Genomic DNA, 14,851 nt, shown 5'->3' with positions numbered 1-14,851 from the left:
TCAATTGACTTTGTGAACTCCATTGACGGATTTGCGAACAGATTTGTATCTGGATCATGACGTTGCACTGCGTTTTTCCGTCAATCGGAAAACTGACAGATGCTGATTGACAGTGCTATCCGAATAGCACGCGCAATGGAGGGGAATGATGGGCGGCACGCAAAGCCGGGGACGGATCGGCGCGGCATTTTCATGTCCATGGGGGACGCGATACGGGGCGCACGCGCCAACCGAGCGCGCCGCCTGGATGCACGCGGAATGACCAGCCCGCGCGGCTCGGCAGAGCGAGTCATCTATCTCCTCAGGCTGGTGATCGAGGGCAGCGAGCAGTTCACGCTCGGCGAGCTTGCGGAGCGGTCGGGCCTGCCGCTCAGTTCCGTCCACCGCCTGCTGCGCCCCCTGCTCACCGAAGGCATCGTCGAGCGCGGCGATGGCCAGACCTACCGCACCGGCCGCGAACTCACGCGGCTGGCCTCTCAGCTGATGGCACAATTCGATCCGGTGCGCAGCGCGCGGCCGCTGCTTGCCGGGCTGGTGCGCAAATGGTCGGAGACGGCCGTGCTATGCCTCTATGCCCCGGTTCGGCGCCGCGCCGTGGTCGCCGCTGTGGCCAATGCCGCCTGCGACCATTGCCCGGCGCTGGAAGAGGGCATCGAGATCGAATTACCTTGGGGATCGCTCGGCCAAGCCATTCTCGCCAGCCTGCCGCCGGGCGAGAGCGAGGCCATCTTCCGGTCCATCACCCGCAGCCCCATCGCGGGCAGACCGCCGGCAAAGCGCGCCCAATTCCTCGAGCAGATGCGGTGCATCCGCGACGAGGGCGTCGCACGCAATCTGGATGAGGAACTTGGCCTCGCCGGGGTCGCGGCGCCGGTTTTCGATGGCGCGGGACGGCTGATCGGCTCGCTCGGCGTCGTGATGCCCCTACCCCGCTTCCACGCGGCGCGCGATGCCGATCTCGTCCGCGACGTAATGAGGGCTGCAAACAGCTTCGCAGGCCGCACCGCCGACAGCACGGGGCGCGCCCATTCCTTCCATATTCCGGAATTGCGACCCGATGTCCATTGAGAGGATTGACGCTGTGGCGCCCCCACCCCTGTCTAGCAGGCAAAGCTGCACACAACGCGCAAGGGGGAGAGGCGGGGTGACACATATTGGCGGATTACGGGGCAAGCGCCATGCGGCCGATTACTGAGCCGCTGCCCCTGGGCCGGGAGAGCGCGGCCGCTCCATCCTCTCTGCCCAAGGAACAGCGGGCGCCCTGGCCCTGGCAATCAACCTGGCCATTCGCAATGCTGATGGTCGTCTCCATCTTCAACTATCTGGACCGGTCCCTGCTCGGCCTCGCCTTGCCGGCGATCAAGGCGGAGATGGGCGTTTCCGACACCGCGCTCGGGCTGGTTTCGGGCGTTGCTTTCATCGTGATCTATTCGCTGATGGGCCTGCCCATCGCGTGGGCGGCCGACCGATTCAATCGCCGTACGATCATCTCCATCGGACTCGCCTTCTGGAGCGCCGTCACGCTCGCAACCGGCTGGGTTACCAACATTTGGCAGCTCGCTTTCGCGCGCTTCTGCCTCGGCGCAGGCGAGGCCAGCAGCACGGCGCCGGCCAATTCGATGATCGCCGACCTGTTTCACCCCACCAGACGCCCGCTGGCCTTGGCGATCTACGGGATCGCCGCGACCATCTCGCACATCGTGCTGTTCCCGGTCGCCGGCTGGATTGCGGAAACCTATGGCTGGCGTGCCATGTTCATCGCGGCCGGCGTGCCCGGCGTCGTGGCAGCGTTAGTCTTTCGTCTGACAGTCCGCGAGCCGGCCCGCACTGCTGCTCGGCCGGCGCACAACCGCTCGCCGATTGCCGCAATCAGAACCGACGTGCGCGCTCTGCTGGCCAACCGCTGCTATGCTTGGATGCTGCTCGGCATGACGTTCATGGGGTCCAACATCTGGGCGACCGGCTCCTGGACGCCGACCTTCTTCCAGCGCGTCCACGGCCTGACCATGGCGGAAGCGGCGACGATCATCGGCCCCTCACGCGGTTTTCTCGGCGCGGCGGGCATTCTCCTGGGCGGCCTGCTGGTCGATAGGCTGCGTAAGAGCCAGTTGCGCTGGCGGGTCGGCATTCCGGCGCTCGCCTGCCTGGCGATCGGCCCCGCGGAACTGCTGTTTCTGCTCGGCGAGGAGACCGCGATCTGGGTGCTGGGCTTTGCCGGCGCCAGCTTCTTCACCCTGCTGCATCAGGGGCCGATCTACGCCGCCGTCGTCAATGTGGTAGCGCCCGACCAGCGCGCGCTGGCCATCGCGATGCTGCTGCTGGGCGGCGGCCTCGTCGGCAACATCATTGGCCCGACGGCGGTCGGCATTCTCAACGATGTGCTGGCGGCGGACTTCGGCCAGTCCGCCATCCGCTATTCCCTGCTGCTCATCGCGATCACGCCGCTCTGTGCCGGCGCCTGCTTCTGGCAAGCCTCGCGCCTCTACGTGCGCACCGCGAATGAGGAGGGTTGAGCAGCACCGCGCGACGAGTTGATTTCGGAAATCGTGTTCGCTGCTCAACGCCGCCATGCCCTCCTTCCATATATTAGAAATCCTGCCTTCATCGCGTGACAAAAGAAAATTGATTTTGTATACCGAGACTCATGAAGGGGATTTCTGAAACGGCGCGCAAGAGAATGAGCGCGATGGCAGGAGAGGCAGCCCGGTTCGGCGGATCACGCCAGGGCGCTGCTATGATTCTTGCGGCGGGCGCAGTCTATCTGGCCGCGCTCGGCGCTGCCTTTCCTGTGCAGGGCGACGAGCCGACTGCCGTGGCGGAGAATGCGCCGCACCCGATGATCGGCAAATACTGCATGTCCTGCCATGATTCGGAGGAGCGGGTCGCCGGCCTCTCCTTCGAGGGGATGGACTTCGACCATAACGGCAAGAATGCGGCCATTTGGGAGAAGGTGGTGCGCAAGGTGAGCGCGGGCGCCATGCCGCCGCTCAACAGCCCTCGGCCTGAGGCGGGCGAACTGGCCTCCTTTCTGGGCGAATTGACCGATCGGCTCGATTCCACGCCCGCGCCACTCCCCTCGGCGAACCTGCGGCGCCTGAACAGAACCGAATATGCCAATGCCGTGCGCGATCTCATCGGGCTGGAGATAAATCCGGCGGACTTCCTGCCGCCCGATGCCGCGACCGGCGGGTTCGACAATATCTCCAGCGTGCTGACCACCTCCCCGGCGCTCATTCAGGGCTATCTCAATGCCGGGCTCAAGATCAGCAGCATCGCAACGGGCGCTTCGACGCTCGAACTGACGCGGACTGTTTACAATGCGCCCGGCAAACTCGTGCAGACCAAGCATCTGGAAGGACTGCCGCTCGGCACGCGGGGCGGGATGCGGGTCAACCATTTCTTCCCTGTGGACGGCACCTACGAGATCAGCGTGCGCACCAGCACCGGCGGGTTCATCGCCGGACGCCGGGCGCCGGCCCCCATGCCGGCCGTCAACCTCACCATCGATGGCCGCCGGGTCGCGCTGGGCAAGGGCGACAAGGTCCGCGTGAAGCTGGGCGCCGGGCGGCGCACGATCACGGCGGCGCTGCTCGACGAGGTCGCCGGCGCGGGTGTGAACGACATCTATGCCAATTATCTGACCAAGGGCCTCGTCCTCAACGTCGCGGTCAACGGGCCATTCACGACACAGGGGCCGGGCCGCAGCGCCCCGCGCGCCACGGTCTTCTCCTGCCGTCCCAAGAGCTGGATGGAGGAAAAGCCCTGCGCCCGCGCGATCCTGACGCGCCTCGGCAGCCTTGCCTTCCGCCGCCCGCTCAAGCCGATGGGCGGCGAGGTGGACGCGATCATGAAGATGTATGATGCGGGCCGGGCGCAAGGCACGTTCGAGGACGGCGTGCGCGCGGGCCTCTCCTACATTCTCGTCGATCCCCGCTTCATTTACCGGTTCGAGCAGCCGGCCGCGCAGGACAGGTTCGCGATCAGCGATCTCGACCTTGCCTCGCGCCTCTCCTTCTTCCTGTGGAGCAGCATCCCCGACCAGCAATTGCTCGATCTGGCGGCGCAGAACAAGCTCAGCGACCCCGCCGTGCTGGACCAGCAGGTCAACCGCATGCTTGCCGACCCAAGGGCGGAAGCGCTGGTCGACAATTTCGCGACCCAGTGGCTGCATCTGCGCGAATTGCGCTCAGTCCAGCGCGAGAGCCCGGCGTTTGACGACAATCTGCGCGTCGCCTTCGAGAATGAGACCAAGGGCCTCGTTCGCTATGTGATGCTGCAGAACCGCCCGATCCGCGATCTGCTCGATGCCGACTACACGTTCGTCAACGAGCGGCTGGCCCAGCATTATGGCATCAGCGGCGTGCGCGGCGACTATTTCCGCAAGGTTAGTCTGCCCAAGGACAGCGTGCGCCGTGGCCTGCTCGGGCAGGGCGCGATCCTCACCGTCACCTCCGTCGCCAACAGAACCTCGCCGGTCATTCGCGGTGCGTGGGTGCTGGAGAACATCCTCGGCGTGAAGCCGCCGCCGCCGCCGCCGGGCGTGGAGACCAATCTCGACGCGAATGCCGAGGCCACGAGCCTGCGCCAGCGCCTTGCCGTGCATCGCGAGAACAAGGTGTGCGCCTCCTGCCATAATATGATGGACCCCATCGGCCTGGCGTTGGAGAATTACGATCTGGTCGGCCAGTGGCGGACGCGGGACGGCGCCTTCCCGGTCGATGCCTCCGGCGTGATGTCCGACGGCACCAAGATCAATGGCCCGCGCGATCTGCGCAACGCCATCCTCGCCCGCTCGGACGCCTTCACCCACACCTTCATCGAGAAACTGATGACCTTCGCCATCGGCCGCGAACTTACCTTTGCCGACATGCCGGAAGTACGCCGGATCGCTCGGACCAGCGCCGGCAATGGCGATCGCTTCCAGACGATCCTGCGCGGCGTCGTCACCAGCCGGCAGTTCCGGATGCCGGCGGGCAGCCAGAAAGATCGGCTGCGCGTGTCGCCCAGCCAGTTGACCTGGAACACCAGCCGGCAGCCGCCCGCCATGATTGGGAGAAAGAAGTGATGAACGGCGATGACTTTTCGGGCGATGGCGCGGGCATATTCGACCGGCGCAGCGTGATCGCCGCCGGCTCGCTGCTTTCGCTGGCGCTCTCGTCGGGTGTGGCGATGGCCGCGGAAGCCCTGCGCGGTGACGAACTACCGCTGCGCACCACGGGTCTGGAACATATCGGCATGCTGGTGCCGGACGTGACGAAGGCCGCGCAATTCTATGGCCGCTTGTTCAATCCGGCGGTCCACAAGGAGGCCGATCCGCCGCTGCGTTATTATGTCGTGCTGGGCAAGGGCTATATCGCTCTGGGATCGCGCGCCACCGCGCCCGATCCGGCGATCGACCATTATTGCGTGTTGCTCGAGAAATACGACCGCAAGGCGATGGATGCGCGCCTCGAGCGTGAAGGGCTGGCCCCGGCGATGCGCGGCATCGTCTACGATCCCGATCACATTGGCCTGCAATTGCTGGAAGAACCGGCCGGCCTCGCCAGCACGACGGTGCCGGCCGGAAACATCGTGGAGGGCGCGCCCCTCGTCACCCCGCTCAAGATGGAAAGCATCCTGCTGCGCGTCAGCGATCTGGCTGCGACGAGCAAGTTCATGTCGCTCTTCTTCAAGGAGATGCGCGCGCCGGTGCCGGGCCAGCGCTGGTTCGCCGCCGCGAACACCCCCATCGCCATCCGCCAGACGGTGGGCCGGGAAAAGCCGGCCGTGGATGACTGGACGGTGAGTTGCCGCCGCTTCGACAGTGGCAAGGTCGCCGCCGCGCTCGCGCAGATGGGGGCAGTCATCCTCCCTTCCGCGCCCGGCACGCTGCGCCTGCTCGATCCCAATGGTTTGCCGCTCACGATGAAGATGGCCGGCTGATGCGCCGGCCCGCCCCGCCCTTTCCGCTTGGCTCTGAGGTCTGGAGACGTCGATGACCTACCTTACCCGCAAATCGCTTTCGCGCCGGACCGTGCTTCGCGGGGCCGGCGCCTGTCTTGCGCTCCCCTTCCTGGAATCGATGATACCCGCCGCATCGTCCGGGCTGCCACCGGCGCGGACGCGGCTCGGCTTCTTCTATGTGCCCCATGGCGCGGTGATGGACAGGTTCCGCCCGGCGACGCTGGGCGCCGGCTTCGAGCTGTCGCCCACGCTGCGCCCGCTTGCGGCCTTTCACGACAAGATCAACGTCATCAGCGATCTGACGCTGCCGCTCGCCTACACGCAGGATGCCTCGGCTGCGGCCAATCACAGCAGTTCCTCCGCCGTCTACCTCTCCGGCACGGCGATGACCAAGAATGTGAACAAGCTCGGCATGACGGCGGATCAGGTCGCCGCCAAGCATCTCGGCCAGGATACGCCCCTACCCTCTCTCGAACTCGGCATCGAGGAGCCCTCGGCGATCTGCGGCGAAGGGTGGAGCTGCGCCTATCGCGATACGATCAGCTGGCAGGACGCCAACACACCGCTGCCGATCCAGCGCAATCCGCAACTGCTGTTCGAGCGCCTGTTCGGCGCCGGTGGCACGCCGGAGGAACGCGCCGCGATCTGGAGTGAATCGCGCAGCATGCTGGACACGGTGACCGACCAGACGCGCAAGCTCTCGGCCGATCTGCCGGCCGAGGATCGTCGCCGGCTCGACCAGTATTTGACCGACGTGCGCGAGGTCGAACGGCGGCTGGAACTGACTCAGGCACAGACCAGCCACGATATCGTGGTGCCGGAAAAGCCCATCGGCATTCCCGAGGATTTCGAGACGCACATCAAGATGATGTTCGATCTGCAGGTGCTGGCATGGCAGACCGAGCTGACCCGCATTTCCACATTGATGCTGGCCGTCGAGAACAGCAACCGCATCTACCCGGGCAGCGGCGTGATGGAGAGCTTCCATCCGCTCTCGCACCACAGCAACGTGCCGGCCAACAAGGACAGGCTGGCGCAACTCAATGCCTATCACGTCTCCATGTTCGGCTATCTGCTCGACAAAATGGCCAGCACGCCCGATGGCAATGGCTCGCTGCTCGACAACAGCATCCTGATGTGGGGCAGCGGAATGAGCGATTCCAACGTTCATAATCACGGCCCCCTGCCGATCGTCCTCGCGGGCGGCGGCTCGGGCAAGGTCGCCGGCAAGCGCCACATCAGCGGCGGCGTCGGCAAGGATCGTCCGCTCTCCAACCTGCTGCTCTCCATCCTGCAAAAGGCGGGCGCACCGGTGGAAAGCTTCGGCGACAGCGACGGCACGATCGACATCTGATGCCGGCCACAAGCAAACGCATCGCGCTGGCAGGCCTGGCGCTCCTGGCGCTCGCCCTTATCGCCTTCCTGCTGCTGCGTCCGCAGCGCCCGGTGCTGCCGCCGGCCAAGGCGCAGGAGCTAGGCGTGCAGATGGCCTCGGCGGCGCGCGACAATCAGCTCAAGCGCATGTACGAGCTGGTCGACAGCGGCGCCAATCTCGATGCCCGCTCGCCCGACGGCACGCCCGCGCTGCACTGGCTGGCACGGCGCAATCTGGCGGACGATGTCGACCGCTTGCTCGATCTTGGCGCCAACGCGGGGCTCGCCAACGAATATGGCCTCACGCCCTTGCATGTGGCCGCCGAATTTGGCGCGTCCGCTGTGCTGCGCCGCCTGCTCAAGGCCGGCGCGCCTGTGGATACCCTCTCCCACACCGGCCAGACCGCGCTCATGATCGCCGCGGGCGAAGGGGACGGCGCCAACGTCAAGGCGCTGCTTGCGGCCGGCGCCAACCCCAATTTCACCGACAAGGCCTATGGCCAGACCCCGCTGATGCTCGCGGTGCGCGGCGACAGCGTGGAGGCGGTGCAGGCGCTCATCGAGGCCGGCGCCAACGTCAACGCCGCCACGAAGCTGGGCAGGAAGCCCGAGTTCCGCGCGCCCGGCGAAGGCGGCGGCTCGCATGGCGATGGCATCGTGCGCGGCGGCGTGCCGCCCGAGGGTTCGCGCGCCGAGTGGCCCGGCAAGATCACCCCGCTCCACCTCGCCGCGCGCGAGGGCACGGTCGAGATGGCCAAGGCGCTGGTCGAGGCCGGCGCGAAGATCGAGCAGCCCGAGGCCAATGATGCGCGCCCGCTGCTCGTGGCGGTGCTCAATGACAATGTGCCGGTCGCCCAATATCTGCTGGACAAGGGCGCCAATCCCAACGCCGCCGATTGGTACGGCCGCACGCCGCTCTGGGCCGCCGTCGACGTGCGCAACATGGAGCTGGATACCGACACCGCCAAACAGAAGGGCGTGGATCGTCCCCGTGCGCTCAAGTTCATCGGCGCGCTGCTCAACAAGGGCGCCAACCCCAATGCGCGGGTGATGCGCTATCCGCCGACCCGCTTCTGGCTGCTGACGGCTGGCTCTCTGTCCTGGGTCGATTTCACGGGGCAGACGGCGTTTCTGCGCGCCGCCCTCTCCGGCGATGTGGACGCCATGAAGCTGCTCGCCAGCAAGGGCGCCGACCCCAATATCACGACGAACAACGGCACGACGCCGCTCATGGCCGCTGCCGGCATCAACTGGGTGTTCTTCCAGACCTTCGATGAGGGCGAGGACAAGCTGCTCGAAGCCGTGCGGCTCTGCCACGAGCGGTTCGGGCAGGATCTGAACGCGACGAATGCCATGGGGCTGGCCGCCGTTCATGGGGCTGCCAATCGCGGATCGAACAAGATCCTGGCCTATCTGGCGAGCAAGGGCGCGCGCTTCGACATTCGGGATGCCGAGGGCCGCACGCCCTACACCTGGGCGAAGGGCGTATTCCTGGCGACGACCGCCGCAGAACCGAAGCCGGAGTCCATGAAGCTGATCGAGCAGGTCTGCGCGCGTACCGGGCAATCCTGCGGCATCAACTGACATCGTCCGGACACAGCGGACCGCATCATTCGGGGGATTTTCGTGCAGGACTTCATCTTCTTCCTCGGTCGCTTCCACGTTCTCGTGCTGCACCTGCCGATCGGCATTCTGATGCTGGCGATCGGACTGGAGATCGCGACGCGCTGGCCGCGCTTCGCCGCCCTGCGTCCTGCCGTCCCGGCGACATGGCTGATCGGCGCGCTCTGCGCCTTTCTGACCGTGACATTGGGCTATATGCACGCGAGCGAGCCCGGCTTCACCGGCGAGGCGGTCAACTGGCACCGCTGGAGCGGCGTGCTACTGGCAGCCAGCGCGCTGCTGGTCTGGGCCTGGCAGCGCGAATTCCCGAAAATCTATGACCGAGGCTGGCCGCTCGCCTGCCTGATCACCGGAGGGTTGCTCGTGGCCACCGGCCATTTCGGCGGCAATCTGACGCACGGCCCGACCTACCTCACCGAATTCGCGCCCGGCCCGCTACGCTCCGGCCCCGGTGGCCGGCCTCCGGTGACCAATGTTGCCGATGCGGACATCTTCCTCGATGTGGTCCAGCCCACCCTGCTGACGCGCTGCGCCTCCTGCCACAATGACGATAAGCGCCGCGGCGCCCTCTCCATGGCAACCTACAAGAGCCTGATGGAAGGCGGCGAGAGCGGCGCGGTGATCGATCCGGGCGAGAAGCAGCGCAGCGACCTGTATCGCCGCATCACCCTGCCTGCCGACCATAAGGACTTCATGCCCAAAAACGGCCGCACGCCGCTCACCCCGGATGAAGTTGCGGTCATCGGCTGGTGGATCGAGGCCGGCGCCTTGCCGGAAGGCACGGTGGGCAAGCTGAATGCGCCCGAGGACATCCGCGCCAAGATCGCCAAGGTGCTCGGCCTTTAACAGCAAGCGGCCAGACGAGACCCGCCGGGCTTGTCTTCAAAATCTCACAACGATCCCGCTGGCCGATGACGGACCCTGCCGATCCACGCCCCCGCCGCCCAGCCGTTCCAAGCCCAGCTCTCATAAAAAACGGGCGGATCGATTACCCGATCCGCCCGCCGCAATGTTGTTAGCGGGTGCCGGGGCACCCGCCCCCGTCAGAAGTCGTAACGGATCGACGCGCCGATCATGCGTGGCTTTCCGCGCACCACCGAGAGCATGTTACGGGGCGGGAGTGCCGGGTCGTTGGGATCGCCCGCTCTGACTGAAAAGCTATCGAAATAGGCGCCACCAAAACGGGTGGCACCGGTCGCATAGGTCTTGTCGAACAGATTGTTTGCGAAGACCGAAATCACCACCGGCACATTCTTGGGCATGAAGCGAATGCGGGCGTTGACGAGACTGTAGGCCGGGAGCTGGTATGCGGAATCCGGATTTGCGAGGTTCAGCGTGGCCTGGTCGTCGGTGTAGCTCCAGTTCATGTTGACCGTGAACTCGCCAAATTGGGCCGGCACATTGAGCGTCCCGCCCAGGCTCAATTGCTTGCGGGGGATATCCGGGAAGAGGAAGGGCCCGCCATTGCGCACCGGATCGAGCTTGACGCCGGTCAGCGAACCGCTGGCATCGAGCGAGAAGTTGCGCGAGACGCGCAGGCGGCTATCCAGTTCAAGCCCGTAAACGTCGATGTCACCGGCATCGACGACCTGAAGATTGAACCCCAGCGGGCAGGCCGGCCCCGTTACGCAGACGACACGGCGCGCCGACTGCCGGTTGCCCCACTGCATGTAGAACACGGTGGGATTGACGATGAACGCCCTGTCGAAGAGCGCCATACGCAGGCCGATCTCGTAGTTGCGTACCGTTTCGGGCGGCACGGTTGGAATGGCGTCGCCGCTTTGCTTGGCCCCCTCAACATTATCTATGATCGAAAAGCTGTAGAGGCCCGCTTTGTACGCCTTGGAAATCGTCGCATATGCGAGAATATCCGGCGTGATCTTGTAGTCGAGGGTCGCGCGATAATCGACCTGCTGCCAGGATCGCGAACTGTCGACGGAGGTCGATGTGGTACCCGCGACCGGCTTGAAATCCGACGAGGCATATTCGGTTGACTCGATATGTTTGCGGTCATGCGCATAGCGCAGGCCGCCTGTAAAATTGAGGCGGTCGGTGACGTGCCATGTCGCGCTCACGAATGCGCCAAAAGAGTTGGCGACCTGAGTAGTGCTTGTATCTTCTCGACGGAACAGTCCGCCATCGGCGTTGCCTTCAGGCCTGTTTGGATAGACGCTGGTACCCTTGCGCGTGATTATCAGACCTTGTTCATCCGACTTCTCATGGAAATAATTCAGACCGCCGACGAAATCGAGCGCGCCGCCGAACGGCGCTGCGTTGAGCTGCAGTTCCTGGTAGAAGACCTTCGACCCGGTATCGAGCTTGCGGTTTTCCGTGCCCAGTTGCTGGTAATCGATCACCCCGTTGAAATCGAGCTTCGAAAAGCCGGAGGTCGAGGACAAGGTGACATCATCGGAGAACTCGTAGGACATGCGCAGATCGGCTTGCCAGTAGACCGAGGTGTTCCTCTGCTCACATTCCTTGCCGAAGTCGGGATTGAAATCGTCCAGCAGGCAGATGTCGTGCTGGCGATATTTGTCGCCGGTGACCACGCGCGGATCATTATATGCGGCAATCGGCGCCTGGCCGACGGCCTTGAACTCATCGTTGAGCCAATCACCGTAATTGCCTTGGATATAACCCTCGATACCCGGTCGCAGATCGAGTTCTTCGGTGACGATCGGCGACCCGTTCGAGCGGGCATCGGTGTAAAGGAAGCCCAATGTGGCCTCAAAGCGGTCGTTCGGCTCGAAGCGCGCCTGCACGCGCCCGACATAGTCCGTGGACGCGCCGTTCTTCTCGGTACCGCGCTGCACCCATCCGCCCTGATGCAGATAGGCGCCCTGCGCGCGCACTGCCAGCGTATCGCCGATGGGGATATTGATCGCGCCGACGATATCCGCCCGGTCATAGTTGCCGGCCGTCACCTGCGCATAGCCTTCCGTCTCGCCGAGGCGCGGCTGCTTGGTGAAGTAGCGCACCGCACCGCCCGTGGAGTTGCGGCCGAACAGCGTGCCCTGCGGGCCGCGCAGCACCTCGATCCGGTCGATATCGATCACTTTGAGAACCGAGCCGGCGGTGCGCGGCATGTAGATACCGTCGATATACAGGCCCACACCGCGCTCGCCGAGTGCGCCACCGCCGCCGCCGATGCCGCGGATCGTGAAGGAGGGGGTGGATGTGCTGCCGCCGCGCTGCGGCGCGATGCTGAGATTGGGTGTCTGGTTGGCCAGATCCTCCAGATCCTCAATGCCGCGGGCTTCCACCATTTCTTCGTTTACGGCGACGATCGAGAGCGGGGTATCCTGCAGGTTCATCGCGCGCCGCTCGGCCGTGACAACGATGTCATGGATGACGGAGGTCTTGTCCTCATCGTCATTATCAACGTCTTGCGCGGAAACCGGAGAGACGCCGCCCGCCCCCATCAACGCGGCGCCAGCCAATAGCAATCCATTGCGCCGCAAGGGCGCCCGTCGAACGATCTGCATGTAACCTCCCCTAGATGGAAACCTCTGGCTTCCGGCCCCGCACCTTGCCGGTGACCGAAGCAGGGAGGGGTATTGCAGGCCAATTATCGATGCACAAGAGTTTTGTTGATTTTGATAACGAAATGGATCATCCGTTCAGGCAGATAGCTTGACGAGGTCCCGAACAGCCAGAACAGTTCCCCGGAAATCAGCGGCATTCCAGCGAGAATCAGCACGTCGCGCACATCTGCGCGACGCGTTTCTGCCTAAATGCTGTTGTTGATTTGAATACCGCCGAACGATCGCCGGGGACCGGTTGATCGATCGATCAGCCGCGCGCCATCGCGCGGGCATTTTCCATCAGCAAGGTGAGAACGGCGCGATAACGGGCCTCTTCTCCCGGCTCCAGAACCCCCAGCAACCGCGCATCGCGATCGGCCTCCGCAGTGGTCAGCAGGCGCCACAAGCCGCGCCCCTCTGCCGAAAGATCGAGCAGGATATCGCGGCGGCCCGACACTTTCGTGCGGTTGACCAGCCCAATGCTTTCGATGCGCGTCAACGCGCGCACGATCTGGCTCTTGCTGGCGCCGGTCGTGCGCGTCAGGCTGAGCTGGGTCATCGGCTCGTTTTTGCCGATCAGCACCAGCATATCCGCCTCGAAAGACGAAATCGCCCCGACCCGCTTGGCCAGCAGGGTGGCGGTGCGGTTGAGATAGGAGGCCAGCGTCGTCAACGGCGGCAGAACCATCACATGGACGCGCGCATCGGCAATCCCCGGCTCGTTCCGCTCATTGGGGCGCCGCTCCGCCTTGCGCTCGGCCCCCGGCTCCTGCGTCCCGCCAGACAGCTGGATCTCAGCGTCGAGCATCGCCGCCGCCTCGTCGATCATGAAGCGGGTCGCACGGATGAAAAAGTCCCGGGTCGGCGCGTCGAGCCCGCCGCAGACCTCCACATTGCGAGCAATGGCGACCGCGAGGATCTCCTCGTAGACCGCCCGGCCCTTTTCGGTGAACTCAGCCTTGGAGCGCACGTCGGGACGGTGCACGAGGCCCTTGGCGGTCAGGTGCGCCAGCGACCGACTGATCTGCGCACGCTGAATGCCCGAGAGCCGCGCGATCTGCGTGAAGGTCACCTTGCCCCGCCGGCCGATCAACGACAGCAGCCGCCGATCGAGATTGGCCAGATCCAGCTCGGCATCGATCTGCCGCGCGCTGGACATCTGCGCGGTCGCCAGAAGACTGTTGATCAGCCTGCCAAAAGGCGTGCGCTCGGGCGCCTTGCCAGCGGATAATTCCGGTTCTCGCGACATGATGCGCGTTATGCAATGAAACGCGCCAAAGCCAACCGGAAATCGCGAGCGCGGGGAGATCAGGGCGGGACACTGCGGTAGCGAACTGGTCACCAGCTTGCTGCGAAACGTGCTGCTTGGACCTGGCTCATTGCCCCGATCCTGTCCTTCATCCGAAGGACAGACGGCGCGGCGGCGCTTCCATATTGCTCCAGACATCATCTGGAGAAGAGCGGAATGCTGGCTGACAACAAGGTCATAATTACAGTCGCGATCAACGGCGGAATGCAGCAGGACCGCGATGGAGCGGTGGTGCCCAAGCAGCCGGTCGAGATCGGCGAAGCGGCCGCGCGTTGCTATGAGGCGGGCGCGGCGATGGTCCATTTCCACGCACGCGGCCCCGATGGCATGAACAGCGGTGATCCCGCGATCTATGCCGAGGCAATCCGCGAAATTCGCGCCCGCTCGCCGATCCTTGTGCAGACCACTAACGGCATTGGCGTTCGCCGAGACAAGCTAACCGGGCAGTTGCACTGGCCATCGGACAAGGAGCGGCTCGGCATCCTCGCCATTGAGCCGTCGCAGGACTTGTTCGGCATCGCCGCGGGCTCGGCGGATTTCTACAATCCGGGCGGCAATTATCCGGGCGAAACGCCCTATGTGAATTCGCCCGAACTGCTCAAGAGCACGATCAAGGCGGTCTATGAACGCGGCTCGGCACTTGAATATGAAGTGGTGGAAGCCAGCGCCCTCCATCGCCTGCTGCGCTATGCCAATGAGGGCATTTTCGATCGTGATCGGGACAATATGTGGCTGCTCCATGGCGGTGGCTTCGGGGCAACGCCGGCCATCGCCCGCAATGTGATCTTCTCGATCGATGAGGGCCTGCGGCTTTTCCCCAAGGCCATCGTCGGCGTCACCGCCACCGGGCAGGACATGTTCCGCTTCGTCACCCTGGGCATCGCCATGGGGTGCGATCTCGTGCGCGTCGGCCTGGAAGACAGCCTGTACATGCCGGACGGCTCGATCGCGCGGGACAATACCGACATGGTGCGCGCCGCGACGCAGATCGCGGCGCTCTATGGCGCTAAGCCCGCGACGGTTGAGGAAGCCCGGGCAAGGTTCGGCCTCAAAACCTGAGGCGGCCTGTCCCTGAGAT

Annotated in this window: 10 protein-coding genes; 8 read left to right on the top strand and 2 right to left on the bottom strand. The window is 64.7% G+C overall.

Annotated features, from left to right (window positions below; genetic code table 11):
• Positions 1–258: 258 nt before the first annotated feature.
• The 7 genes from M2333_RS16115 (at position 259) to M2333_RS16085 (ending at position 9,786) form a co-directional block, all read left to right on the top strand.
• A complete protein-coding gene (locus M2333_RS16115) occupies positions 259–1,068 on the top strand; it encodes an IclR family transcriptional regulator (RefSeq protein WP_264612425.1) in 810 nt (269 codons plus the stop codon).
• A 230-nt stretch (positions 1,069–1,298) separates the two neighbouring features.
• Positions 1,299–2,513, top strand: a complete 1,215-nt coding sequence (locus M2333_RS16110; RefSeq protein ID WP_264612424.1) for a spinster family MFS transporter — start codon at positions 1,299–1,301, stop codon at positions 2,511–2,513.
• Between the two features lie 131 nt (positions 2,514–2,644).
• Positions 2,645–5,065, top strand: a complete 2,421-nt coding sequence (locus M2333_RS16105) for a DUF1592 domain-containing protein (RefSeq protein WP_264612423.1) — start codon at positions 2,645–2,647, stop codon at positions 5,063–5,065.
• Positions 5,065–5,922: a VOC family protein gene (locus M2333_RS16100; RefSeq protein ID WP_264579779.1), complete on the top strand. Its 858-nt coding sequence runs from the start codon at positions 5,065–5,067 to the stop codon at positions 5,920–5,922. Before M2333_RS16105 ends, M2333_RS16100 begins: the two co-directional genes overlap by 1 nt.
• A gap of 52 nt (positions 5,923–5,974) precedes the next feature.
• Complete coding sequence (locus M2333_RS16095; RefSeq protein WP_264573640.1) at positions 5,975–7,297, top strand: DUF1552 domain-containing protein; 1,323 nt, start codon at positions 5,975–5,977, stop codon at positions 7,295–7,297.
• Positions 7,297–8,901 (top strand): ankyrin repeat domain-containing protein, encoded by a 1,605-nt coding sequence (locus tag M2333_RS16090; RefSeq protein ID WP_264612422.1) that lies wholly within the window; start codon positions 7,297–7,299, stop codon positions 8,899–8,901. The genes M2333_RS16095 and M2333_RS16090 overlap by 1 nt, the downstream gene beginning before the upstream one ends.
• Before the next feature lie 42 nt (positions 8,902–8,943).
• Complete coding sequence (locus M2333_RS16085) at positions 8,944–9,786, top strand: c-type cytochrome domain-containing protein (protein WP_264612421.1); 843 nt, start codon at positions 8,944–8,946, stop codon at positions 9,784–9,786.
• A gap of 197 nt (positions 9,787–9,983) precedes the next feature.
• Here the strand turns inward: M2333_RS16085 and M2333_RS16080 are convergent, their stop codons facing one another.
• Complete coding sequence (locus tag M2333_RS16080; protein WP_264612420.1) at positions 9,984–12,425, bottom strand: TonB-dependent receptor; 2,442 nt, start codon at positions 12,423–12,425, stop codon at positions 9,984–9,986.
• Positions 12,426–12,732: 307 nt separating this feature from the next.
• Positions 12,733–13,713 (bottom strand): MarR family winged helix-turn-helix transcriptional regulator, encoded by a 981-nt coding sequence (locus tag M2333_RS16075; RefSeq protein WP_264612419.1) that lies wholly within the window; start codon positions 13,711–13,713, stop codon positions 12,733–12,735.
• Between the two features lie 216 nt (positions 13,714–13,929).
• Here M2333_RS16075 and M2333_RS16070 point away from each other — a divergent pair, with 216 nt between their 5' ends.
• Positions 13,930–14,832, top strand: coding sequence for a 3-keto-5-aminohexanoate cleavage protein (locus tag M2333_RS16070; protein ID WP_264612418.1), 903 nt, complete (start codon positions 13,930–13,932; stop codon positions 14,830–14,832).
• Positions 14,833–14,851 lie beyond the last annotated feature (19 nt).

Source organism: Sphingobium sp. B11D3B (assembly GCF_025961735.1).
In the GTDB taxonomy this organism is placed as follows: Bacteria; Pseudomonadota; Alphaproteobacteria; order Sphingomonadales; family Sphingomonadaceae; genus Sphingobium.
The sequence above is the reverse complement of the archived record's forward strand: the minus strand, read 5'-3'. Positions and strand labels throughout refer to the sequence as shown.

What these genes read in the sequence shown, in the direction of transcription:
- M2333_RS16115 (WP_264612425.1), top strand. Translation starts at nt 259, where the DNA reads ATGACCAGCCCGCGCGGCTCGGCAGAGCGAGTCATCTATCTCCTCAGG.
- M2333_RS16110 (WP_264612424.1), top strand. Translation starts at nt 1,299, where the DNA reads ATGGTCGTCTCCATCTTCAACTATCTGGACCGGTCCCTGCTCGGCCTC.
- M2333_RS16105 (WP_264612423.1), top strand. Translation starts at nt 2,645, where the DNA reads ATGAAGGGGATTTCTGAAACGGCGCGCAAGAGAATGAGCGCGATGGCA.
- M2333_RS16100 (WP_264579779.1), top strand. Translation starts at nt 5,065, where the DNA reads ATGAACGGCGATGACTTTTCGGGCGATGGCGCGGGCATATTCGACCGG.
- M2333_RS16095 (WP_264573640.1), top strand. Translation starts at nt 5,975, where the DNA reads ATGACCTACCTTACCCGCAAATCGCTTTCGCGCCGGACCGTGCTTCGC.
- M2333_RS16090 (WP_264612422.1), top strand. Translation starts at nt 7,297, where the DNA reads ATGCCGGCCACAAGCAAACGCATCGCGCTGGCAGGCCTGGCGCTCCTG.
- M2333_RS16080 (WP_264612420.1), bottom strand. Translation starts at nt 12,425, where the DNA reads ATGCAGATCGTTCGACGGGCGCCCTTGCGGCGCAATGGATTGCTATTG.
- M2333_RS16075 (WP_264612419.1), bottom strand. Translation starts at nt 13,713, where the DNA reads ATGTCGCGAGAACCGGAATTATCCGCTGGCAAGGCGCCCGAGCGCACG.
- M2333_RS16070 (WP_264612418.1), top strand. Translation starts at nt 13,930, where the DNA reads ATGCTGGCTGACAACAAGGTCATAATTACAGTCGCGATCAACGGCGGA.